Source organism: Solibaculum intestinale (assembly GCF_040096205.1).
In the GTDB taxonomy this organism is placed as follows: domain Bacteria; phylum Bacillota; class Clostridia; order Oscillospirales; family Acutalibacteraceae; genus Solibaculum_A; species Solibaculum_A intestinale.
The window spans coordinates 19,854-43,638 of the sequence record NZ_JBBMFD010000004.1; the positions used below are offsets into that span (position 1 = coordinate 19,854).

Below are 23,785 nucleotides of genomic sequence, written 5' to 3' on the forward strand. Positions count from 1 at the left end.
CTCCTTACTGTCCGGCCGGGACCGCAGTGATGATTCCGTTCTCAACGGTAACGCCCCACGCGTCTGAGGCAACCGTTTCCGGAGAGGACTGTACGGCAGAGGCCACAATCTCCACAGAAAGCACATAGCCTTCCTTTTGGGTCAGCGGCCTGCACTGCTCCATGAGCAGACCTGTGTTCTCTCCAGGCGAGACGGCCTCGGAATAATAATAATATCCGTCCGAACCTTCCATCCAGCCGGTTTTCTCGGCGAGGGTCAGGGAATAATCGGTGCCGTTCTCCGGTTTTTGGGCTAAAACCACGCTCCCGTCGGGCGTTTTCCAGGTCACCACCAAAGACGCCCGGATAAACGCAGTGGTATTCCCGGTATTTTCAATGGACACATTCTCTTTCGTCACGCCGTCAAACGTTTCTTCCACCTGGCAGGCCACTTTGGAAGGCGTAAACAGGTTGGCGATTGGACTGGTTCCTGTGGCAAGAAAGGCCAGAGTAGTCCCGGCGGCCGCGGTAAGGAGCAATACCAGCAACACTGTCAGCCACAGCCGCTTTTTGTTCCAAGCTGAGGACGATTTCTTTTCCGTTTTCCATCGGATCACGATACCCCATGCCTCCTTTCTCAAGCTGCGGGCCTGGTGCCTGCAAACCGGTTATCCAGGTAATGATCGCCGCCAAGCCACTGCATTTCTACCCTCGTATTCGCAAAAGGCACGGTTTTTTCCTCACCGGGAGCCAGCGTAACCTCTTTGGTCATAGAATCAGGCTCGTACCGCCAGGACCAGTCCGTCAATTCCTGGACGGTATATGTGCCCGCCGGCAAATCCGCAACGGCAATTAAGCCGTTCCCATGGACGGTAACAATCAGGTCCACTCCCTGGGTATCCGTGTCGGCGCCGGTAACGCGAAACTGGAAGGTCTGGTTTTCATCCACCGGCTGGGACCCGGTTTTCGAAATGGTCAGCGTGCAGGTTTCCTCACGCGGATAATAGGAAAACCACACATGCTGGTTACTGTTTTGCGGGGTAAGGGTTACGGTCACCGCGTCGCCCTGGGCCGAAGGCCCGTCGTTTAGAATGTAGCGGTCATACTGGTAGCCTTCAAACCGCTTGGGCGTGACCGTATAGGGCGTGTCATAATCCAGGCCCTGGCTGCCGTCCTGCTCAAAATACGCCGGTGGCTCCAGCTGCTGCGCCAGAGAGGGAGAATCCACCACCTGGCCGTCCTCATTTACAGGCTGGCCGCTTTCGTTAACCCGGTACCAGTGCACCAGAATCGTGCCGCCGCCAATCGTGACCTTTGGAATGGGGAATTGATCTTCGGCGTCTTTTTGCTGATAGTCTTTATATTGGAAAGTGGTTTCCCGATTGGTTTCGATGACTTCGCCCTTCTGTACCGTGACGCCTTCCTTCACGGCAACCTTGTACTTCATTACCGGGTTTGCGCCTTCGTTGACGTTGCCCACCCTCCATTGGATGGTTTGGGTGGCAGAGTCATAAGAAGCGCTGCCCTGGCTGATATAAACATCGGCTCTGCCGGCGTTATAGTCCTCTGGATTGTTGGTGATGACCGGATTGGCGCCGTCAAAGGCCAACGCCACCTTCTCCCCCATGGGATCGGTCACAATGCCCTGAGAAGCCGCGATGGATATGCTTCCGGCAATGGCCTCAAAGGCGGTCTCCAGCTTTTGCTCCACGTTGTCGTTGGCCTTGATTTCATAGTAGCCCTTGGCCGGGTCGGTAGCACAGGCCTTGAGGACGTTTTCGCCGTCGTCTCCCGCCTGCAGAGCCACCGAGTAAATGGTGGCACCCTTGGCCTTGGTCTGGTTGGCTTCCCAGACGGTGCCCACGCCGTTGTCCGTGGTGGTATCAGTCGTCAAAACAAGGTTGCCGCGGTTGTCGTAAGAATACTGGCCGTACGCATGCCGCTCGGTGACGCCATGGCTGCAGGTAGCGTCTACATAGGCGTTATAATACAGATTAAAAGAGCTGCCGTTTCCCACGGTCGTGGTATAATCCACCGTCGGCACAAAGCTTGCATTGATAATGGTGCCGCCGTATTGCCCCGCTAGCAGATGAAGCGAGCTGCAATCCGAGTAGGTGGCTGTTCCCACAAAGGGATAGCTATAGGTAGCCGCGCCGTCGGTAAGGAGCACGATGTTTTTGAGCACGCCGGTAGAGGCAGCGGAATACAAAAGCGCATCCGCCTTGTGAATTCCCGCCTGCTGGTGGGTGCCGCCGCTTGCCTGGATGGCGTCGATGGCTTTGTCAAAAGCGTCTCTGGTTTCATAGGTATAAAAAATCCCGTTTGTAGAGGCGCTGTTGGAATAGGTTACGATGGCAATGCGGGTCTGGCTGCCCTCGGTAAGCAGCTTTTCCGCAAACGCTTTGGCCGCCTTTTTGGTGTTGCTGAGCTTTTTTCCGCTCATGCTGCCCGACCGGTCGATCACCAGAACCACATCGGTGGTGGACTGATAATTTTTCCCCTGGATCCCTAAGGTAACTTCCCAGAGGTTCTCCTGGCCTGCCACCGCTTTGGCGTCCTTATCCAGCTTAATGGCGCCCGGTTCCGGCCAGATGGGTGCGTCGTTACGTTTCGCCGCACGGATGCCCGCCGCCGCAAGAGCTGCGCCGTAAACGCCGTTTTTCTCTTCGGTTTGATATCCGTTGTGGCATATGGCGTCGAGAATGCTGCATGCCTGGCCCTCGTCCACCACGCTTTCCAAGCTGCCTGCCTGCTCCAGATTCATCCGGTTGACCGCCAGGCGGAACCCGTGGTCATCCAGACCGCTGTAAAAAAGCTGGTCGCGCAGTTCCCCGGCAAGGGGCAAGGCGCCATCTACATAAAACCCTTTTGTGAAGGCGGCGGTTTCCTCGCTTGTAAATTCGTTTGCGGCGGCATCTTCCATCCCCTCCTGTGCAAAAACAGCAGGAACGCCGCAGGTCATGACCGCCGCCAGCACGGCAAGGCAAAGCAGGAGAGACAGCCATTTCGATGCTCGACTGCGTTTCATCCGCGAAAACCTCCTTTCTTATTCTCCTGTGGGCCAACCGCCGGCGTCCCAAACCGTCGCGCCGTTGTTGGCTGCCTGTGTGGCGAACGCCACAAGGTTGATCTGGGCCTTGCTGTTCTGATAGAGATTACCCATCTCCTTTGCGAAGGTTACTTTCGTAAACAGCGGCTCGGTTTGCGCGCCGGGGGCCAAAGGCTTCTTGTAGTAGTAATACCCGTCCTTGTGCATCCAGTCCTCTTCATTCAAGTCGCAGGAAAGCAGGCTTACGTCCGCCTCCCCCGCCGCACCCTCGGCCAGGGTAATCACTTTTTCCATCCGGATGCGCACATAGGCGGGCTGAGACCCGGTGTTTTTCACCTGAACGATTTTGGAAACATCCGCCCCAGGCATGACGCCGGCCAGGTCCTTGAATGGGACGATTTCGCCGTCCTCGGAGACAGCGGTTTCCTCGAGTTCAATTCTGATATTTCCCGCTGTAATGACATTGGTAGCCGTATCCTCCGCGGTAAAATACGCGATGGTACTATAGGCCGCGACGGAAAGACACGTGATGAACAGGACAAGTGCCAAAAGCTTTCGTCTCATAACGCATTTCCTTTCTGTGATTTCTCGTTTCAGCCTGACCGTTGTTGCTGCACGCCGCAGGGCACACAAGGATATCCTCGCGTCTTTTGTGTTGTGCTAAGATACCCTTGTATGCCCTGCTCTCAATGAGAGCGGGGCATACGCGAAAGCAAAACAAGAGCGGATTCAGGAACCCTGCGACCTTTCCTGTCAGGAGAGACCCAAAACGCGGCATGGGCAAGGAAAAGCCCGCGGCCTGAACCGCCAGGAACAAGCACACGCATTTTCCGGCCGCAGCCGCAAACAAGCCCGGAGGGCGCCACGCGTATGATGTGGCCGGTTGTGATACGCGGACAAAGGCTTCTCTTAGGTCGTTTACGGCATTGGTCAGGAAATTAAGGAAGTAGATGAATTAGAGTTTTGCCCAGGCGTCCGCAGCGGTGGCAACGTTATCACTCTGCACCGCATAGGCCTGGAAGGTCAGGGTTGGATATGTATCGGCCTCCAACACGCTCAGCTGCTCTTTGGTCACGGTGTCCTTCACCGATACGGTATCGTCCTTGAGCACGGCAAAGGTGGTATCGGCCGTGGTCGCGGGAACCTGGCGGTAATACACGCCGTCCACTCCCGAAAGAGCCGTCCAGCCGTCCGCGATGGCATAAGTCATGAAGTCATCGAAGTTTGCGGACTCGGTAATCTTGACAAACAGCCAGCTCGCTTCGCTTGCGGCTTCTACCGTAACGGTGGGATCTTTCGCAATGGTGTTGCCGGGTACCATCTTGTAATCGGTAGTGGTTTCCGTCAGATCAATGTTGATATCGCCGACGGTGAAGGTGTTCTTGACAGGATCCGTCTGGTCCACCAGCCAGGCAAGCGAGCCGCCCACCACACAGCACAGCACCAGCGCGAGGGCTAAAACCGGAATGAGAATGTTCTTTTTCATGTTTTGTCCTTCCTTTCATGGCTTATCGAAATGTAAAATAAATGACGACAGGTGAGCTTAACCTTTGTTAATTCATCGGCGCGGCAGTCCATGCGTCGGCAGCGGTGGCAAAACCATCCGCCTGCACGGCATAAGCGGTGACAGAGACCACGGCCGTCTCATAACCCGCAGTCTGTGCGGCGCCGTCAATCGAAAAACTGCCGAACACCGGGATATTCTGCGAAGCTTTTGCAATGTCCTTATAAGCATACACATTGGGAGCACCCGCCACCGCGGTCCAGCCGTTGGCCTCCATCTGTGCGGCGATGGTCGTATCCCCGGCGGTTTCAATGGCGGACAAGCCGTTCTCCACCTTGGCAAACAGCCAGCAGTCCTCGCTGTTTGCATCCACATGGACGGTGGGATCCTTCGTGTAAGTGCGGCCGGGGATGAGTTTGTACTCGTTTGCCTGCACACGGGGAACATCCGGCGTCGCCTGGCCGTATTCGTCTACCTTGGCTTCGTCCAGCGCAATCTTGACATTTCCTACGGTAAATGTGTTGGTCACTTGGTCTTGCGAGGTGAGAAACGCAGCCGTAGAAAATACGGTTGCGACCACAAGCAACACCGCGCACAGCGATAGCACCAATCCTTTTGTTCCTGCCTTCATCAAAAAAACCTCCTAAAGTAATTTATCTGGGAGCCTTACGGCGTTACCCCTGAATCTGTGGCCCATCCTTTCGCGCCGGACGGCGCCGGTTTCGTTTTTCCACGCGTTCAAACAGGTCCGGTATCAAAATCAACAGCACAAAAACCGCACCGGCGGCAATGGCAAGATACAGGCCGGGCGGATGCTGAATATAATTGGAAACATAGCCGAGATAGGGAATGCAAGCGACCGGCCTTCCCAGAAGATTTTGAAACGGTACCGCAGCAGCGTCCTCGTGGTCGTTGTTGTCGCCCTTGGTATAAAACTGCTGTTTTTCCGTATCGACGCGCGTCACCCGGTGGGTGGCCGGCATCTCGTTGGTCAACAGAAAGGTGATCGGATCTCCCACCTGGACGGAGGATGGATCCGTTTTTTGCACATAAAGCAGCGAGCCGGTGGGAAAAGAAGGCTCCATGGAGCCTGAAAGCACGCAATACACCTGCATGCCGAAGAAACGCGGGCCTGCAATCAGCGCAGCCAAAACGGCCAGCAGTACGACGATGAGGGTGATGCCGGCATTCCCTATTTTTTTTATTTTTTTTACAGTTGTCATAGTCGTTCCTTTCCCGCCTTTCTGTTGTCTGCTTGCTTTTTCAGGTATTCTGAATATGATACAGAAAATCGGATATACTGATAGCAGTATTTTTTTGCTGAATTTCGTAAAGGTAGGCCCTTTGCGCCAAAAAAGCCGGAATCCCTTAGCAATCAAGGGATTCCGGCTTTTTTCTACCATATTTCTGACCCGTTAAAGAACAGCGGCAAAGCGCTGCATATGACTTCGTTTGAGCTCCATGGAGGAGTGTACATATCGGTCGAGCGTAATGTTGACGCTGGCGTGACCCAGAATTTCCGAAAGAGACTTTGCGTCAAACCCTACCTCAATCGCACGGCTGGCAAAGGTATGGCGCAGCGCATGAAACCGCAGGTTTCGCAGCCCGCACTCCCTCAAAAGACGTTTGAAATGATTCTGCAAGGTGCGCGGCTGCATGGGGGTATCCGTCCCGGTGAGGAGATAACATCCTTTCCATGCCTGTCGACATACCGTATCCAACAAAAAGGGAGGAATGGGGATTTCACGGGCGGACCGTTGCGTTTTCGGCGCGTCGATCCATATCTCGGTCCCTCCATTTCCGTCGGAAATCCGCTGCACCGTACGCCGTACCCTTAGGGTGCCGGCGGCGTAGTTAATGTCGTTACATTTGAGGCCGCAGATTTCTCCGATGCGCAGGCCGGTATACAGGCATAAAAGGATTCCCATACTTTCCCGGCCTTGGTTTTCAATAAGACGTGCCGTGAGCCGTTTTTGTTCGTCGGGCGACAGGATCTGCATCTCGTTTTCATCTTTTTTGATTTTGCATACGGTATCAATTTTCGCACAGTAGCCCTGTTTCGCTGCGTATTTGAGTACCTGTCCCATGACTGTCAGGATATCCCGTACCGTTTTTCCCTTCAAATCCCGCGACAGATCCGCAGCGAAAGCCTGCAAATCAGCGCTCGTGACGTCATGGATTCGCAGATATCCAAACCGAGGACGCAGATGTTTTTCGACGATGCCCCGGTATCGGCAGTATGTGGATTTTTTCACCTGCAATTCCATGGACTGCAGCCATAGATTGAGGACATCGCCGGTGGGCATACGCCGTGAAACCGTCGGCTGTTCCATTGCAGCCAGGCCTTGGCGGGCAGCACACAGCTTTTCCTTCACCTCTGTATAGGTTTTGGCGTAAACCGATCGGTACCGTATTTTCCCGTCAGGATTGCGGCCGGCCGGATACCGTCCCTCCCATCTGCCGTCCTTCCTTTTGCGTATGTTCTCTCCAGTCTTCGACATATTGATTCCTCCTTTTGCGGCTCTGCCGCATCTACCAGTATAGCAAAAAAGATGACCACTCCAATGACCCTCATAAAGGTTGAAAAAGGAATTTTATCGGTTGTTTTTGAATCAAATAAAACAAACATTTTCCAGTTAATTTATCATTTTTTCAAAATACACTTGTCAAAAACACTAGTTTATGGTATGCTTATTTAAATTAAATGGCGGTGTTTTACCTTCGCAAAGGGGCTACCTTTACGAAGGATTTCTTTTTTTACAGGTGGTGCCTATTCGTTTTTTATGAGGAAATCACGCAATAAAATTCGAAAACTAATTTGCCCAAAAATCGGCCATAATTCAAGCTGATTCCTTATTTTTATTTCGAAAACCGCATTCTGATTTTCGTGAATTATCTCATATTTATGCGTTTCTGTCGAGTGTTTGAATCCTAAGTATTCCATTGCGCATCGCTCTGCCGCTGGTCTTTTTTCTCTTGTTAAATGAAAAACGCCACGCACAAAAGCGCGTGGCGTTTTCGATTTAAACACACATGAAAAATGGAAAATAAAACACACGCACAACACTTGGTTTCCATTTTCTCTGCGGCCCCTTTTGAAGCATGGTCTCATTAAAACAAAAAAGCGTTCCAGCCCGGCAAAGGAAATGGCCATCGCCTTCCGTGCCTTCATAAGCACAACCGCACGGATGAGACAAGACCACGCACCTGGAAAATTTCCAGGCGTTCCTTTGAGGCGGGAACGCTTTTGTCATAAAATGAGGAAAAAGGCAAACGCTATGGTTAGCTGGCCTTCAGCTGAAGACGAAGCTTATCGGCAATCATAGCGATGAACTCACTGTTGGTAGGCTTGCCGCGGCCATTGTGAATGGTATAGCCGAAATAGCCGTTTAAAATATCCACGTCGCCCCGATCCCAAGCCACTTCGATGGCATGGCGGATGGCGCGCTCCACCCGGGAAGAGGTGGTCTGGTAGCGCTTGGCCACGGTGGGGTAGAGAAGCTTGGTAACGGCGTTGATATACTCGCTGTTGCCCACCGACAGCATGATAGCATCGCGCAGGTAATGGTAACCCTTAATGTGGGCCGGCACGCCGATTTGATGGATGATGTCGGTTACCAGCACCTCTAAATCCGACTGGGCGGGATTGACCGGCCTTGCCGCATGAAGCTGCGCAGGTACAGGCGATTCGCTGCAAAGGGAACAAATCCGGTCGGCCATGTAATCCGCGTCAAAGGGCTTGAGAAAATAATAAGCGGCACCCGAGCTCATCAGTTCGTTTTCAAGCCTCGGGTTATCAAAGCTGGACATGGTGACAAACTGCGGCGTCTTCGCCAGATTCCTCTGCTGCGCTTCACGGATCACACCCAACGCATCCAGGTTGGGCATGAACACATCCAAAAGCACCACATCCGGGTTTACCGACGAAATCGAGTCGAGCACCTTGCGTCCGTCCTTCGGGCAAGTTACCATTTCGATTCCCCGGCTCTCCAGCGCCTGGGCGCACACCTTGCCAAATTCCAGAGAGTCATCCGCCAATAAAAGTTTGAGTCCTTTTTCCATTTCAAATCCCTCACATTCCAAGTTTTTCCGGTGCTATTAGATTACCATATAATACCATAAAATGCAAGAGATTTCCGAAAATATTTTTGAAAATTTTGGAAGTCATTGCAAAACCGTCTAGTTCCGGCGGGTTTATTACGATGCCTTGTCGAGTACGCTGGTATCGACTTGTTTGGCGGAATCCAGCATATTCTCCGCAAAAATGCCGTAGCCGCGTGTGGGATCGTTGACGAACACATGCGTCACCGCACCCACCAGCATTCCGTTTTGAATGATGGGGCTGCCGCTCATTCCCTGAACAATGCCGCCCGCCTTGTCGAGAAGCTCTTGGTCGGTGATACGGATGACCATATTTTTGGTGGGGCTGTTGTCGTTAAAATTGACTTTCTCAATGGTTATATCGTAATACTGGGGCGTTTCCCCGTCAATGGTGGTCAGAATCTGGGCACTGCCTTCCTGCACCTGCTGGCGCATGGCTACCTGCATGGGCTCATGGGCGGAGGGTGCAGTGTCCAGAATGCCGTAGACGCCGGTTTCCCCGTTTTGGGTAAGAACGCCCATGTCCTTGTCGGAGCTGAAGCTTCCTCTGAGTTCACCGGGCTGTCCCACCTTACCGGGATTGATACCGCCGATCACGGCCGGCACAATTTCGCCGGACATGAGAGGCAGGATTTCCCCGGTGTCCATGTCGCAGATGCCGTGGCCCAGCCCGCCGAATACCATGGACTCGGGTTCATAGAAGGTAAGCGTCCCGATGCCGGCAGAGCTGTCCCGCACCCAGGCGCCCAGCTTATAGCAGCCGTCGCTTTTGGAAAAGGCGGGCGTAAAGGATACGTCAAAAGTCATGTTGTCCCGGCGGACAGACAAAACCAGCGGGCTTCCGTCGCATTCGGAAATGATCTTGGACACGTCCTCGTTGCTCATGACGCTTTTGCCGTCGATGGAGACGATCACGTCCCCCAGCTCCAGTCCCGCGTCCTTGGCGGGGTTTACCGAGCCGGCCTCGGTGTCCACCGTGGACATGCCGATGATGAGCACCCCGTCGGTAAACATTTTAATGCCGAAGGGCGTGCCGCAAGGAATGACGGTGGTTCCCTTCACCACGTCCACCGTCACCTGTTTGACGGGGAAAAGGCCTAAAAGCTTCAAATCTACCTTATAACTATGGCCGGCGGTTGCAACCGATGCCTCCACCGAATCGGCGGAAACCACGCTTGGCTGCACATCCACCGGAACACCGCTTTCAATGGAAAAATTTTCGCCCTCCACCACGCTGAACCGGTCGGGAATGGTCGTGCCTACCGTAAGAGTAAAGGCAAGCACCCCGGCAATCACGCCGGACAGCAGGGAGAACAGAAATTTTGATTTTCTTACAAACATTTCTACCTCCTGGCTTGCGGCATCAGCCGCGTTTTTCCTGATAATACTGCGTTTTTGTCCGCATTATAGCTTCACACGCAAACGGACTTTTATCGGTGGGAAATGACCCTATTCGCGGTGGATGCTGGGAAACGACCAAAAAATACCAGATTTATTATGCCACCGAAAACCCTGCGATTATGCAGAATTCCGCCGCTGCTGGAAGTTTTTCTTCCCGCCTGGAGGTTATGCATTTAACAGGACTTCCTAAAGCATGTAAAAAATAAAACCGTCGATAAAAAAGAATAAAACAGGAGTTTCCGTCGGACGTAGAAAAACCGGTTAATTTGCATCTTTTCCTGTTTTTTTGTATTTTATTTGTATCATTTCTATAAAACGAACTTATATCGTATGTTCATTGTGCACATGTTCATTTTTCGTTCATTTTTTGTTTATGAAATGCTTACGACTATGATAAAAGGAAGTCATAAATATCACATATGATAAGGGCGTCGGAAGGAGCCGGATAAAACAGAAAACTACCCCATTTTCTGCTTGTTCTCTTCCGATTGTACCCCTTTTTTCTTTCTCCTTCTTCATTTTTCACTCTCCATTTAAAAAACCAGGCTGTGCCGAACGGATTCGGCACAGCCTGGTTTTTTGTAAGGAAAAGGCGAAAAATCTGCTTGTGGTCGGGGTGCGCCTATGATAAGATAAAAAAAATATATTGATCGATTCCCGTCTTCTAAAGCTATGGCCCTTTCACAGATGGGAACCCGGGAGCGAACCTGATGAAAACCAAAAAAAATTCCATCGCCGTCTCCATTATGCTGGTGGGGCTGATGCTGGCGATTCTCTCCGGTTTCGCGGTCTTTTACATGAAGGATCTGACCACAAACCTGAAAGCGGAAACCAACGCTTATTTATCTGAGATTTCCCAGCAAAGCGTCAAAACGGTGAAAAAACAGATCGACGGGGATCTTAGCACCCTGCACGATTTGGCGGAGTTCATCGGCGCGCAGGAAGACTTGGATTTGAATCGGATTCTCTCCACTTTAAAAGGCGTTTGTGAAAACAACGGATTTAAGCGAATGGGCATCATTACGCCCGACGGCATCGCACATACCACCGACCACATGGAGATGGACTTTTCTGACCGAGCCTATTTTTACGACGCTTTTATCAACGGCGATCCATCGGTGACCGGTGTTCTCATCGACAAGGCGGACGGCGAGCCTATCCATGTGTACGCCACTCCGATTTATAAGCAGGACAAGGCCGTTGCCGTCATTTTTGCGACCCATCATATGGAAGTGTACCAGGAACTTCTTTCGATTTCCACGTTTGACGGCCGCGGATATTCTTATATCGTGCAAAGCACCGGAGAGCTGGTGGTCGATACCGCCCATCCCGGCCGCGATCCCGCCTTTACCGGACTTGACAGCCTTTTCCACAACCCCGATGCTACCGTATATGCGGACAGCGGAGAAATTAAGTTTAACATGCTGTTAGACAAATCCGGAATTCTCGAGTACACGGTAAACGGCGTAGTGAAATATATGGATTACACTCCTATCGGCATCAACGACTGGTACCTGCTCTCGGTAGCGCCTGCAAGCGTGGTTTCGGAGCGCAGCAACTATATTCTGACGCGCACGCTTTTTCTTTACATCGGTGTGATTGGGCTGTTTACTCTTTTGTTTGTATATATTCTTGTGTTTCAGCATCAAAGCAAAAAACGGCTCGAACAGCTCGCCTATTATGACGGCGTAACCGGCGTACACAACCTCTCCTGGTTCCAGCTGGATGCGAAAAATCTGCTGGAGAAGCATACCCAGCTGCACTATGCCATGGTTCAGTTGGATGTGGACAAGTTCAAGTACATCAACGACATGTTCGGCTACGAAGAAGGAAACCGGACTTTATGCCACATTGCCGCGTGTTTACAGGAGCAGGTCAAAAGCAACGAAGCCTTCTGCCGGGTGGCAAACGATCATTTTCTTCTGCTTTTGCGCTATTCCACCACACAGGATCTGTCCAACCGAATCGAACAAATCCGCCACGCCATCTGTGCTCCTTCCAATGAACATACGCAGTACGCCCTGATTCTCTCCAGCGGCGTGTATAAGGTCACCGACCCGGCCCTGCCCATCACCACTCTGATCGAACGGGCGAACCTGGCCCACAAAACCTCCAAGGACGATGGGAAGGGCGCGTGCATTTTTTATTCCGACTGCATCCGTGACCGTCTGCTTGAAGAAAAAGATATTGAAAATCACATGCGCGCGGCGCTTCAAAACGGCGAATTCGTGGTGTATCTGCAGCCGAAGATCGAACTTGGCACCAGGAAGGTATCCGGAGCAGAGGCGCTGGTGCGCTGGAATCGGCCGGGCAAAGGCTTGATTGGGCCGGACCAGTTTATTCCGATGTTCGAAAGGAACGGGTTTATCCTGGAGCTGGATCTGTATATATTCCGGCAGGTCTGCAAGCGGCTGCGTCTGTGGCTGGACTGCGGGTTGACTCCGGTGCCAATCGCCGTCAACCTTTCTAGGGTCCACCTGCACAACATGGAATTTATTGAGAAATACCAGCGTGTGGCGGAGCACTACCGCATTCCGCCCCGGCTCATCGAGCTGGAACTAACGGAAAGCGTAGTATTTGACAATTTTAAGATCTTTATGGATCTGGTGCGGGAGCTGCACCAAGTAGGCTTTGCTTTGTCCATGGACGATTTCGGCGCGGGATACTCGTCGCTGAATCTGCTCAAGGAGCTGCCGGTGGACATCCTCAAGCTGGACCGGGAATTCTTCCGGGAGACGGCCAACAACGACCGGGGCAAAACGGTGATCTGCGGAGTGGTTTCCATGGCAAAGGAGCTCAACATCCGGGTGGTTGCCGAGGGAGTGGAGACAGAGGTGCAGGCTGCGTTCCTCAAAAAGATCGGGTGCGACATGGCCCAGGGCTTTTTGTATGCAAAGCCCATGCCGATGGGAGAATTTGAAGCATATGTGTTCGGCAGAAAGCTGGATGCGTAACCGCGCGGCGGCCGGCAAAGGATTGCCGGCCGCCGTGTTTGTCTTTTTAAGAAAAAACCACGGGACTTTATCTTTTCTTTATCTTTTTTGAAGGATTTCGAAAACCTTGGGCGGTATACTTAGCTCCATTGAATAAAGGAGGCGAGCGTATGCCACTGATTCTGGAAACCAACGGGCTAACCAAGCTGTACGGCGGCCGGGCGGCTGTCAACCAGGTCAGCCTGCACGTAAAAGAAGGGGATATCTACGGCTTTATCGGCAAAAACGGGGCGGGTAAAACCACCTTTATGCGCCTGGTCACCGGCCTGGCACGGCCGGATAAGGGGAGCATGACCCTGTTCGGCGGACAGGATTTTTCGAGAAGCCGGCGGCGCATCGGCAGCATGATTGAATATCCTTCCCTGTATCCCAACATGACGGCGAGACAAAATCTAGAGGCCCACCGGCTGCTGCTGGGAATCCCGGAAAAGGGCAGCGTGGACGAAGCTCTTAAAACCGTCCGTCTGGCCGAAACCGGGAACAAAAAGGTCAAGCATTTTTCCTTAGGTATGCGCCAGCGTCTGGGCATCGCCCAATGCCTGCTGGGGCATCCGGACTTTCTCATTCTCGACGAGCCCATCAACGGTCTGGACCCTACCGGCATCAAGGAAATCCGCGACCTCCTTCTCACACTCAACGGGGAAAAGGGCATCACCATCCTGCTTTCCAGCCACATCTTAGGGGAGCTTGCGAAAATAGCCACCTGCTACGGCATCATCAACCAAGGGGTGCTGGTGGACGAATTTTCCAAAGACGAGCTGCAAACCCGATGCCGGCGCTGCCTGCGCATCCAGGTGGACGACGTAAAAAAGGCGGCGCAGGTGCTCGAAAGCATACTGAAAACCGACCAGTTTGACGTGCTGCCCGACCAGACCATACGCCTGTTCGGCTATTTGGAGGACTCCGGCATGGTCAATACCACCCTTGTGCAAAACGGCGTGACCGTCAGGACCATCGCCCCAGCGGGGCAGGACCTGGAAGGGTACTTCATGCAGCGGATGGGAGGCTACGGGAATGCTTAATCTGTTACGTACCGAATTCTATAAGCTGTGGCGGCAGAAGTCCTTTTACATCTGTGCGCTAGTGCTGGTGGTCTTCACGGTTTTCAGCGTCTTTTCCTATGAGCTTTTGAAGGTAATGATGGAGCTGATTCCGCCTGAAATTGCCCAGGGAGACATTCCTTCCTACGGCGTGGGGATGTCCGCCTCCGCCATCGGGTTTGAGGGGGATATGAACGGCCTATGGGCAATGACCACGTCCTTCGGCGGCAATCTGCTGCCGGTGCTCATCGGCATTTTCGTCGCCCTGTTCGTAACAGCGGACTTTTCCCATGGCGCGTTTAAAAACATCGCCGCCAAGGGCTTTTCCAGAACCTCTATTTACTTTTCCAAGCTCATCACCGGGGCGGTCGCCGGTACTCTGATGCTGCTTTTGATGGCGGGCGCTGCGCTGGCGACCGGTACGGCCCTCTGGGGCTTCGGTACGGCAAGTCCCTCGGATGTGTTCACCCTGCTTTTGATACAGGTGCTCATGCATCTGGCCGCTGTGGGCGTCATGGTGGCGATCTCCTTTTTGCTGCGCAGCATCGGCGGCGCGGTGGCGGTCAACATCTGCACGGTATCCTTTGCAGTCCTGATTCCGCAGCTCATCAGCACCTTTCTTAATTACCTGCTGAAAGAAGACCGGGTGGACCTTTCAAAATACTGGCTCTTTTCCAACATCACCGAGCTGTCGGCTCTGCCCCTCAGCGGCGACGCGGTGCTGCGGTGCGCCATTGTGGCGGTGGTTACCTTCGCGGTCTTTACCTTCTTTGGCGTATATTCCTTTGTCCGGCGGGACATCAAATAAGGAGATACGGCATGGCACTGCCGTCCTTTCAACCTCAATGGGGAGCGTGATCGACCATGAATGGAATCCTTTGGGCGGCAGTGATCCTTCTTGCAATGACGGCGGGCATTTTGTCTGCCTTTTTGCATGGGTACCGCCGGCAGGTGCGCGCCCTGAAGCGGCAGATGGACTTTCTAAAGCAAACCGATACCAACCTGCAGCTGAACACCACGCTCACCTTCCGGGACGTGGACGCTTTGGCTGTGAGCATCAACGAAGCGCTGGGGCGACATCGGAGCACCGAACAGGCTCTCCTTCGGGTCAGCCGCAATTACAAGGATACCATCACGAGCATTTCCCACGACCTACGCACGCCGCTGACCTCCGCCTCCGGCTACCTGCAGATGCTCCGTTCCCCGGATACGCCGGCAAAAAAGCGCGAGCAGTACCTTCACGTGATCGACCGGCGGATCGGGGCGGTGCGAAGGCTTCTGGATCAGCTTTTTGAATTTGCCCGCATTGAGGCGGACGAGCTGGTTTTGAACCCCAAGCGGCTGCTGGTGAACAATGTGCTGCGGGATACTGTGTCTCTTTTCTACGATGATTTCTGCCAGAAGGATGCGAGCCCGAGCCTGGACATTCCGGACGGCTCGCCGGTTGTTTTCGCCGACCAGGACGCCCTTCGCCGGGTCTTCGAGAACATCCTGCAAAACGCTCTGGTTCATGGGGACGGGGGATACCGCGTTTGCTCGGAGCAGACCGCGTTCGGCTGCCGCATCCGGTTTGAAAACACCACCCACACCATCGAAGAGGCCGATCTTGCCCACATCTTCGATCGGTTTTACACCACTGACCGGTCCAGAAGCCGCCGGACCACCGGTTTGGGCCTGTCCATCGCAAAGAAGCTGACCGAGCGCATGGGAGGAACCATCGGCGCTGCCCTGGAAGCGTCCACCTTTGTCATCACGGTCACCTTTCCAGCTGCATAAAAAAGAAAAAATCCGCTTCTGAACGCTGTCTTTCCTTCATATGGTAAGGTAGACGACGGATTCAGGAGGGATTTTTTTGATTACCGTGAATGTTCAGCCGAATGTCAGGATCGCGGTGGAGGACATCAATCCGGCCGGCGGGAAGACCATTCTTCTCCTCCACGGCTGGCCGCTCAACCGCAACATGTTCGAATATCAGCTGCACCTGCTGCCCAAATATGATTATCGCTGCGTCCTCATGGACCTGCGCGGGTTCGGCGATTCCGACCGGCCTTCGGACGGGTACCGGTACAACCAATTGGCCCGAGACGTAAACGCCGTGGTGCGAAGCCTTGGCTTGACCCAGTTTACACTGGCTGGCTTTTCCCTGGGCGGGGCGGTGGCACTGCGATACCTGTCTCTCTTTCCAGGCGCCCCGGTGGAGAAGCTCTGCCTCTTTTCTGCGGCAGCGCCTGCCTTTATCCAAAAGTATGGCTCTCCCCACGGCATGACCAAAATGCAGGTTGACGAGCTGATCCGCCAGGCATCCTCCGACCGGCCGCAGCTGATAGAGGAGTTTGCCGGCCTGCTCTTCGCCCAACCGCACAGCGACGCCATGTTTTCCTGGATAAAAGGGCTGTGTCTGCAGGCAAGCGGCATCGCCACCGTGCAGACCGCCATCGCCATGCGCGACGAGGACCTGCGCTCCGACCTGCGCAAGATCACCGTTCCCACCGGCATCTTTCACGGACGGCAGGACCAGTTCTGCCCCTTTGCATTTGCCCAGGAGCTCAACCGCTCCATCGCCAATTCCCAGCTTTTCGCGTTTGATCATAGCGCCCATGGCGTTTGCTACGATGAGCTGGATTCGTTCAACGAGCGGCTGGTGGAATTTCTCCAGCAAAAATAAACAATTCGGCTGGCAGGCTGCGTCTGCGAAAAGAGCCTGGGGCACACTTTCCCCAGGCTCTTTTGTTTTATCAGGATTCGTCTTTTACGGCAGCCGATAAAGTACCGCCCCGCCTGTTTGAAAAAGAATCGAACAAGAGCGCTCAGGCGGCATCTGCAAGCCGTTTCATAAGACAAGCCTGCGGTTTCCCTTGCGTGTGTTTCTTCATTACGTATGCATCTTAAATCCAATGCCCCACACCGTCTGAATATACGGCTGGCTGGCGTTGATCTTAGCGAGCTTTTGGCGGATGTTGCTGATGTGCACGTTGACGGCGTTGTCCTCACCCAGAAAGGTCTCGTTCCACACCGATTCGAAAATGTTGTTCTTGGTAAAAACCTTGTTGGGGTTGCTCATCAGCAGCTCCAAAATCAGGTATTCCCGCTTTGTCAGGCTGACCGGCTCCTCCCCCACCTTCACTTCAAAGGTGGAGGGATTTAGAGTGATGTCCTTGAAATGAAACACCCTGCCCACCGGACGGGCGTTGTTGCGCCGCAGAAGCGCCTCAATGCGGGCAAGCAGCTCATCGGTATGAAAAGGCTTGGTCACATAATCGTCCGCACCGCTTTTGAGCACCTGAATTTTCGTGCGGGTGTCGTCCTTAGCAGACACGGCGATCACCGGTACATCCGAGCTGTGCCGGATCCGGGCGAGCACCTCTTCCCCGGGGATGCCCGGCAGCATCAGGTCCAGAAGCACCAGATCATATGCATTTTTCTCCATCAGCAAAACCGCCTCGGTCCCCGAATAGGCCGGCTGGACGGCATATCCGTTTTGAGTGAGGAGATCACAGAGCATATTGCTGATGTCGGCATCGTCTTCCACGAGCAGAATGGATGTTTTGCGCATACGTTTATTCGGCTCCCACTTTTATTGCAATCAATTTTGTTCCTAGTGTACCATATTTTTTTCAAAAGTTCTACTAGGCCTTCCACCCTTTTTCCGATTCTCTTTAGCGCGCCATTTTTATCTCCCGTTCCCCGCCGCCTGCCTGAAGCGAAAAAAGCGCGCGGATGGTGGGGATCATCCGGCTAGTCGCCTCGTATCCCGCCTGCACGCAGGCCTCCATCTGGGAAAAGGTCAGCAGACCCGCATCTTCGGGCAATGCCGGCTTGAGTAGAAGACGTTCCCCTCTCGTTTTGCATTCCCGAAGGTTATCCTGCAAAATCCCCAGCGAGTGGGAGGCCACCTCCAGAATGTCGATATGCGCGGGGCACTGATAGCTTCCGGAAATGTCCACCGCCAGCACGTTTTCTTCCCCTGCCGCCACCAGCAGATCCACCGGTAGGATATCCACCACGCCCCCGTCCACCAGACGGCGTTTGCCGATTGCCTTGGGCCGGAACACAGCGGGCACGGCCGCGCTGGCACGCATGGCTTCGCTGAGCGTAGCCTCGTTTTCCCACGTTACGCCCCGCATGGGACGGACGCCGAACAGGCTGTTGGTGTAGGATATCACCAGGCCGCTGATTAAGTCTACCGCCGGGATGACCGTACGCATGGAAAGCTGACAGAGCTTTTTTCCTTCGGTGAGGGTATCCAGATAGCGCTCGAGCCGATTCCCTTTGAGAAAGCCGGACAGGGACAAGGGCCTGCGGCTGAGAAACTGTCCAAGGGCCAGGAGGATGTCGCCATAGGCTGGGTCGACGAGCAGCATGCCTTTTTTCGACAGTTCCTCCACCACCTCATGCAGCTCTTTTGCGGTAAAGCCCGCTGCGTAAAGGCCTGCCACGATGCCTCCGGCGCTTGCGCCGGACACCGCGTCCGGCCTAAGTCCGTTTTCTTCCAGCGCCATCAAAACCCCCACATGAGCCGCTCCCCGTGTTCCGCCTCCAGCAAACGCCATTCCAAAAGACACGATGTATTCCCCCTTTTTGTTTCTATTGGAGTATATTCGCCATTCCTCACAAGTATGGCTTTGTTCACAAGGTTGCACGAAGAGGCGATGGGGAATATTGCTGTGTTTTTGGTCTGGGCAGCGGCGGAGGCCCTTTTTTCATAGGCCGTGTTTGAAACGATTGGGCGCCCGTTTCAAGTTTTTTCTGCTCTTTTTCTTTTTCCTTGCATTTTCGCTTGTCACCCACTGCGCTATACGGTACAATAATTCTATTAAAAGTTGGAGGGAACGCGATGAAAAACTGGCTCAACAAGTGGATCACCCGGCTCGCCGGCTTTATCGAAATTGCCGTATCCATTCTCATCCTAATCAGCATCCTGCTGGCTTCGGTTTCCTTGGTCCAGGAGATGGGCCTTTTTGACGGCAAGCTGCTGACGGTGGACACCTTCGAAGGCTTCCTAGGCCATGCTCTGGCGCTGGTCATCGGTCTGGAATTTATCAAAATGCTTATCAAACACACGCCCGGCGCCGCCATCGAAGTGCTTCTGTACGCCATCGCCCGCCAGATCATCGTGTACCACACCACGACCCTGGAAACTCTGATCGGCATCCTGGCGGTTGCGGGGATTTTCGCCATTCGCAAGTTCCTTTTTGTGCGCACCTTCGACGACAAACCAAAGGGGCAAGCAAATTCGGACAAGGTAGAATCTCTCTCGGAGGAATCGGAGGAGGAGCCTGGCGAGTCTTAACACAATCTTCACCGGGCCAAACCGGGAAATAACACTGCGTTTATCTCTCTTATGCTATACTCAGAACTGCAAAGAGAGGTGAGCGGTATGTCCACGTTATTGATTCTGGCAAGCGTTTTCGTCCTGGCCGGGGTGCCGGCGGGATTGCTGTTGTTCTTCCGCTATTTGCTCAAACGCTGCCATTAAAGACCAATATGGTCTTATTACCGGGATGGGCTTGTGTTCCATCCCGTTTTTTTCTCGCCCAAATTAGCACTCTCAATAGGAGAGTGCTAATTTTAACAGATATTTCATATTTTATCTTATGTTTTGTCATAACCGGCTCCTATAATGAAAGCTGTTGAAAGGAAAGAAAGCAAAGGAAGGCGAATCCAATGTTTCCTGAGAAAACGAACTGACATCCCGCATTCTTTCACAACTCGTTAACCATAGGAGGGATTTGTATGTTTGATCTGATGCCTTTTGGACACAATGAAAAGAGCCTGTTCGATTATCTGGACAACTTTGAACGCAGCTTCTTCGGCGACGCCTTTGGCGGCAGTGTTTCGCAGTTTCGCACCGATATTGTAGACAAGGGCGATAAATACATCCTTCAAGCAGAGCTTCCCGGTTTCGCAAAGGAAGACATCCACATCGACGTGGACGGGGATTATTTGGTCATCCACGGGGAGCACAACGCCCAGGTGGAGGAAAACCATCATAAGTTCGTCCGCAAGGAGCGCCGCTACGGTTCCTTCTCCAGAAGCTTCAACATTGCCAACGTCAAAGCGGACGCTATTTCCGCTTCTTATCAAAACGGCATTCTTGAGCTTACGCTTCCCAAGAAGGAGGAAACGCCTCCGCCCACCCGCCAAATTGATATCAAATAAAATCAAGGAAAAGGCCCTGGAAAAAGATTTTTCCAGGGCCTTTTGTAACAGGAAAGAGCCGCCCAAGCATTTCGGCGGCTCTTTCCTGTTACAGGGCTGCTTGCTCGGCGAAAAAGTTGTCAATGGCGTCAAATACATGTATGGTTTCAAGACCAAGCTCGTTGCATTTCTGCGCCAAAATTTCCACCTGTGCGCGGTCTAAGGAAATGTCCGCAATCCTTGTCTGCCTTCCGTCCTCTTCCCGGTAGGCAAGCCCATAGGACCGATATGTTCCCAATTCCTCTGAAGTCATCTCATTTTCACATACGGTGTACCTGTGCATCTTATTTGATTCCTCCTTGCTAAATTCCCCCCGGAACATTATAGACCTGTAATTTGCAAAATACAATATTTTTTACTAATAATTCCAAATAAAATTATAAAAGATTTGAAACTGATTTTCATGTAAAAACATCCCTTTTTTCTTTTCTTCTTTCTTTAAAAACGATTGTATTTCATAAAAATTACGATTGGCGTTCTTTTTAGGCGCAAGAGTATTTTTTATTTTGTCGCTTATACTATAATACTTTGTGAAATATCAGAATATAGCGTATGATGACTCCAGGTGGTGATATCATGTCGAATACGGACATCAACCTTTCCGTTGGAAAACATATCCGAAAACTTCGCATGCAGCGTGGATGGAGTCAAGAAGAATTGGCATACCAATCTAAGCTGACCAGCGCGCATTTGGGGCACATTGAGCGGGGCGAACAGAATCCAACTTTGGAAACCCTCAGTAAAATCGCGGGTGGGCTTCAGGTTGAAATCCAGGATCTTTTCAATCATACCAATGCTTCTATCCATAATTCGTCGAATTTGCAGTGGGCCTGGTTTCAGAGAAGGCTGGAGAGATTGCCCCTTGAGCAACAGAACGAAGTGCTACGTATCTTGTCCTTATTGTTCGACATGCTGGAAAAATAGATTGTTTCTTTCGGGCGGACCGTTTGTTTGCGGTCTGCCTTTTTAAGCGGCAGCCGCCAGAAACGCCGCCCTGGCCTTTCTCTATCTTTCCCCTATGCTTGTCACTCATTTTCCTTTTCGCGCATAGGCTGGTAATGGTCTTTTTCGTACCCTCCGGTACAAGTTTCAATGAGGGGAGGTTTGTTTCCTTGAACATCATTCATTGCAACAATCCGCAGGAGAATCCCATTCCGGGCTGGATGCAAAATCCCGCGAGGGCTTCTATGCTGATTCTCAATCAAAGCGGCGGCCGGCTGATCCCCCAGGGGTCAGCTATGTATCAGAACGCTTCTTCTTTTTATCCGTCCTTCTATCTTCCAAGCCAAGCGAATTTCCAGTAAACTTCGGGCCTTCCGGATTTCCCCCGGAAGGCCCCTTTCTTTCATTTTGGTCCGTGTAAGGCGCCGCATCGCGTTCGCAGCCAGCCGCCAGTAATGAGACCCGGCTATGCCGTTTGCTGTGCGGTCTTCTTTCGTTTTCCGGGCCATTGGGTACGGGATCCCAAAAATTTTTGCGCATGGTAGGAAAGAAAGCAAAGTTCTGCTATACTAAAGAAAAACCCGGTTTAACGGCCGCGTAACTTCCGCCAAAGAGGGACCTATCCACGTGTCCGACGGAGGCGCATGGCGGGCAACGAACAAGGTCGAATTTTTCCGCTAAGTGCAAAAGCGTGCCGGCAAACTTGGAAACGGCAATCAGAGAGGAAGGAATCCAGATGAAACTACCCATTGATGTGCTCCATGCAGGGCCTGAACAAGGCGGCCAACTGCATGGAGAAACCAAAACGGCCGCCTGAATGCTTCAGACTCTGCCTTTGACCATCCCAATCAAAAGGAGCAGAGTCAACTATGAAATCAATCCATCGAAATCAAATCCATTCCAACGGGCAGCAGCCAAAGCGCCCGTTTGGTTTCTTCAAAAAGGAACGAAAAAAAACGGACAAGGATGTGTCTTGCGCCGTTTTGGACCTAACCAGCGGCAGCGTGCCAAAGCAGCTCATTCGCTTTACCATCCCGCTGCTGTTATCGAACCTGTTGCAGGGATTTTACAGCATGGTGGACATGGCGGTGGTGGGCCAGTTCGTGGGCAGCGCGGGGCTTGCCGCGGTGAGCAACGCCGCTCAGCTGAGCTTTGTTATCAATGCCGTGGGCATGGGAATCACCATGGGCGGAACAGTTCTGGTTGCGCGATGCAAGGGCGCCGGGGACGTACCGGGGCAAAAACGCGCCGTCGAAACCTTATTCGCCATGACGATGGCGGCCGCCCTTGTGATGACGGTCCTCAGCCTTCTCTTCTACCGGCAGGCCTTCTCCCTGCTGGGCGTTCCCCAGCCCGCTATGCAGGACGCCGACGCTTACATGGAAATTCTCTGCGCGGGAACGGTCTTCGTCTTCGGCTACAATATGGTGGTGGCGGTCCAGCGGGGGCTGGGAGACGCCAAACGCCCGCTTTACTTCGTCCTGCTGGCTTCCGTTCTCAACATCGTGCTGGACCTTCTGCTAGTGGGCGGGCTGCATCTGGGAACCCCGGGCGCGGCGGCGGCCACCATTGCCTCTCAGGCAGTATCCTTTCTGGCGGCTGCGGGTTACCTGCGCAGGCAGGAAGGGGATCTGTTTAATTTTCGCGTCAAGCGAATCCGCATCGGCAGACAGGAGGCTCTGACCATATTGCGCGTCGGGCTTCCCAGCGCCGCACAGACGGCGGTGGTCAATCTGTCCTACCTGCTGGTTACCGGCATGTTAAACCAGTTTGATGTGACGGTCGCTGCGGCGGCAGGCGCGGGGCTGAAAATCAATACCTTCGCGGGCATGTTCAGCTGGGCGGTGGGGTCGGCGGTGACCACCATGGTCAGTCAAAATCTGGGAGCGAAAAAAACGGAGCGAGCGGAGAAGGCCTGTAAAAGCGGACTTCTCCTGGCGATGGGAGCTACTGCTTTGGTAGCACTCCTGGTGAACCTAACGGCCCGTCCTCTGCTGGGCATATTCGATTCGGACCCGGCGGTGATCGAGGAAGGAGTGCGGTATCTTCGCATCTGCTGTTCCTTTAACGCGCTTTTTTATGGGGCCATGTACGTATTCGACTCCTTCGCCACCGGGGCGGGCAGCGCGGGGCTTGCCTTTGCCAACGCCTGTCTGGACGCCGTCGGCATGCGGCTTTTGCTTTGCTGGCTGCTGGGCTTCTGGCTGAGCCTAGGCGTGGAAGGCATCTATTGGGGGCAGGCGCTTTCCTCTGTCCTTCCCGCTGTGATGGGCGGGATCTACTTTCTGTGCGGGCGATGGAAACAAAAGGCGCTTTGAGCAGCTTTGGCTGAGGGCGTGTTTGTCTGGAACAGGGCCGAAACGCCCTTTTATAGGAAGGATTGGCCGTCTGTTCGCGCGGCAAAGGCTCAAAATAGAACAACCAGCAGGACCGCCGGCGTTTTCCATTACGCCGGCGGTCCTTCGTAAATGCCGTCTGTGTGAAACGGGCGATGCCTTTTTCCTGTTTTAGGGCGCAAACGTGCAGAACTGGCCGTTTGGCTTGCTTACGGCGGCGCGTTTGACCGGTTTGCTTGGGGC

At 53.2% G+C, this 23,785-nt stretch carries 23 protein-coding genes; 10 read left to right on the top strand and 13 right to left on the bottom strand.

Going from position 1 to position 23,785, the window contains the following annotated elements; genetic code table 11:
* Nucleotides 1–4: 4 nt before the first annotated feature.
* From WMO26_RS03770 to spoIVB, 10 genes are all read right to left on the bottom strand, one after another.
* Entirely contained in the window at nucleotides 5–595 is a 591-nt protein-coding gene (locus tag WMO26_RS03770; protein WP_349218236.1) for a hypothetical protein, read from the bottom strand.
* Between the two features lie 20 nt (nucleotides 596–615).
* A complete protein-coding gene (locus WMO26_RS03775; RefSeq protein ID WP_349218238.1) occupies nucleotides 616–3,006 on the bottom strand; it encodes a VWA domain-containing protein in 2,391 nt (796 codons plus the stop codon).
* Nucleotides 3,007–3,024: 18 nt separating this feature from the next.
* The gene (locus WMO26_RS03780; RefSeq protein WP_349218239.1) at nucleotides 3,025–3,591 is read right to left on the bottom strand and encodes a SipW-dependent-type signal peptide-containing protein; all 567 of its coding nucleotides are present in this window, start codon (nucleotides 3,589–3,591) and stop codon (nucleotides 3,025–3,027) included.
* Between the two features lie 391 nt (nucleotides 3,592–3,982).
* Nucleotides 3,983–4,513 carry a hypothetical protein gene (locus WMO26_RS03785; RefSeq protein ID WP_349218240.1) on the bottom strand — a complete coding sequence of 177 codons (531 nt, stop codon included), beginning with the start codon at nucleotides 4,511–4,513 and terminating at the stop codon, nucleotides 3,983–3,985.
* Between the two features lie 67 nt (nucleotides 4,514–4,580).
* The gene (locus tag WMO26_RS03790) at nucleotides 4,581–5,162 is read right to left on the bottom strand and encodes a hypothetical protein (protein ID WP_349218242.1); all 582 of its coding nucleotides are present in this window, start codon (nucleotides 5,160–5,162) and stop codon (nucleotides 4,581–4,583) included.
* A gap of 43 nt (nucleotides 5,163–5,205) precedes the next feature.
* Nucleotides 5,206–5,934, bottom strand: coding sequence for a signal peptidase I (locus WMO26_RS03795; RefSeq protein ID WP_349218243.1), 729 nt, complete (start codon nucleotides 5,932–5,934; stop codon nucleotides 5,206–5,208).
* Between the two features lie 12 nt (nucleotides 5,935–5,946).
* Nucleotides 5,947–7,032 carry a tyrosine-type recombinase/integrase gene (locus WMO26_RS03800; RefSeq protein WP_349218245.1) on the bottom strand — a complete coding sequence of 362 codons (1,086 nt, stop codon included), beginning with the start codon at nucleotides 7,030–7,032 and terminating at the stop codon, nucleotides 5,947–5,949.
* Nucleotides 7,033–7,301: 269 nt separating this feature from the next.
* Nucleotides 7,302–7,703, bottom strand: a complete 402-nt coding sequence (locus tag WMO26_RS03805; protein ID WP_349218247.1) for a hypothetical protein — start codon at nucleotides 7,701–7,703, stop codon at nucleotides 7,302–7,304.
* A gap of 110 nt (nucleotides 7,704–7,813) precedes the next feature.
* Nucleotides 7,814–8,593: a sporulation transcription factor Spo0A gene (gene spo0A, locus WMO26_RS03810; RefSeq protein WP_349218249.1), complete on the bottom strand. Its 780-nt coding sequence runs from the start codon at nucleotides 8,591–8,593 to the stop codon at nucleotides 7,814–7,816.
* A gap of 135 nt (nucleotides 8,594–8,728) precedes the next feature.
* A complete protein-coding gene (gene spoIVB / locus WMO26_RS03815) occupies nucleotides 8,729–9,973 on the bottom strand; it encodes a SpoIVB peptidase (protein WP_349218251.1) in 1,245 nt (414 codons plus the stop codon).
* Nucleotides 9,974–10,743: 770 nt separating this feature from the next.
* Between spoIVB and WMO26_RS03820 the strand changes: the two genes are divergently transcribed.
* From WMO26_RS03820 to WMO26_RS03840, 5 genes are all read left to right on the top strand, one after another.
* On the top strand, nucleotides 10,744–12,987 hold the full coding sequence (locus tag WMO26_RS03820; protein ID WP_349218252.1) for a bifunctional diguanylate cyclase/phosphodiesterase: 2,244 nt from the start codon (nucleotides 10,744–10,746) through the stop codon (nucleotides 12,985–12,987).
* A gap of 149 nt (nucleotides 12,988–13,136) precedes the next feature.
* Nucleotides 13,137–14,048 carry an ABC transporter ATP-binding protein gene (locus WMO26_RS03825; RefSeq protein ID WP_349218254.1) on the top strand — a complete coding sequence of 304 codons (912 nt, stop codon included), beginning with the start codon at nucleotides 13,137–13,139 and terminating at the stop codon, nucleotides 14,046–14,048.
* Nucleotides 14,041–14,874: a DUF2705 family protein gene (locus WMO26_RS03830; protein ID WP_349218256.1), complete on the top strand. Its 834-nt coding sequence runs from the start codon at nucleotides 14,041–14,043 to the stop codon at nucleotides 14,872–14,874. The genes WMO26_RS03825 and WMO26_RS03830 overlap by 8 nt, the downstream gene beginning before the upstream one ends.
* A 56-nt stretch (nucleotides 14,875–14,930) precedes the next feature.
* Nucleotides 14,931–15,842, top strand: coding sequence for a sensor histidine kinase (locus tag WMO26_RS03835; protein WP_349218258.1), 912 nt, complete (start codon nucleotides 14,931–14,933; stop codon nucleotides 15,840–15,842).
* Nucleotides 15,843–15,927: 85 nt separating this feature from the next.
* Nucleotides 15,928–16,731, top strand: coding sequence for an alpha/beta fold hydrolase (locus tag WMO26_RS03840; protein WP_349218413.1), 804 nt, complete (start codon nucleotides 15,928–15,930; stop codon nucleotides 16,729–16,731).
* A gap of 207 nt (nucleotides 16,732–16,938) precedes the next feature.
* Here the strand turns inward: WMO26_RS03840 and WMO26_RS03845 are convergent, their stop codons facing one another.
* Together WMO26_RS03845 and WMO26_RS03850 are read right to left on the bottom strand one after the other, a co-directional pair.
* Nucleotides 16,939–17,619, bottom strand: coding sequence for a response regulator transcription factor (locus tag WMO26_RS03845; protein ID WP_349218259.1), 681 nt, complete (start codon nucleotides 17,617–17,619; stop codon nucleotides 16,939–16,941).
* Between the two features lie 103 nt (nucleotides 17,620–17,722).
* Nucleotides 17,723–18,628: a patatin-like phospholipase family protein gene (locus tag WMO26_RS03850; protein WP_349218261.1), complete on the bottom strand. Its 906-nt coding sequence runs from the start codon at nucleotides 18,626–18,628 to the stop codon at nucleotides 17,723–17,725.
* A 272-nt stretch (nucleotides 18,629–18,900) separates the two neighbouring features.
* On the opposite strand from WMO26_RS03850, the gene WMO26_RS03855 reads away from it, so the two are divergent.
* Together WMO26_RS03855 and WMO26_RS03860 are read left to right on the top strand one after the other, a co-directional pair.
* Entirely contained in the window at nucleotides 18,901–19,356 is a 456-nt protein-coding gene (locus WMO26_RS03855) for a phosphate-starvation-inducible PsiE family protein (protein WP_349218263.1), read from the top strand.
* A 443-nt stretch (nucleotides 19,357–19,799) separates the two neighbouring features.
* Nucleotides 19,800–20,225, top strand: coding sequence for an Hsp20/alpha crystallin family protein (locus WMO26_RS03860; protein WP_349218265.1), 426 nt, complete (start codon nucleotides 19,800–19,802; stop codon nucleotides 20,223–20,225).
* Between the two features lie 88 nt (nucleotides 20,226–20,313).
* Here the strand turns inward: WMO26_RS03860 and WMO26_RS03865 are convergent, their stop codons facing one another.
* Nucleotides 20,314–20,586 (bottom strand): DUF6514 family protein, encoded by a 273-nt coding sequence (locus WMO26_RS03865; protein ID WP_349218266.1) that lies wholly within the window; start codon nucleotides 20,584–20,586, stop codon nucleotides 20,314–20,316.
* A gap of 254 nt (nucleotides 20,587–20,840) precedes the next feature.
* Here WMO26_RS03865 and WMO26_RS03870 point away from each other — a divergent pair, with 254 nt between their 5' ends.
* From WMO26_RS03870 to WMO26_RS03880, 3 genes are all read left to right on the top strand, one after another.
* Nucleotides 20,841–21,188, top strand: coding sequence for a helix-turn-helix domain-containing protein (locus tag WMO26_RS03870; RefSeq protein ID WP_349218267.1), 348 nt, complete (start codon nucleotides 20,841–20,843; stop codon nucleotides 21,186–21,188).
* 188 nt (nucleotides 21,189–21,376) lie between these two features.
* The gene (locus WMO26_RS03875) at nucleotides 21,377–21,568 is read left to right on the top strand and encodes a hypothetical protein (RefSeq protein WP_349218269.1); all 192 of its coding nucleotides are present in this window, start codon (nucleotides 21,377–21,379) and stop codon (nucleotides 21,566–21,568) included.
* A 507-nt stretch (nucleotides 21,569–22,075) separates the two neighbouring features.
* Entirely contained in the window at nucleotides 22,076–23,524 is a 1,449-nt protein-coding gene (locus WMO26_RS03880; RefSeq protein ID WP_349218271.1) for an MATE family efflux transporter, read from the top strand.
* Nucleotides 23,525–23,785: the final 261 nt, after the last annotated feature.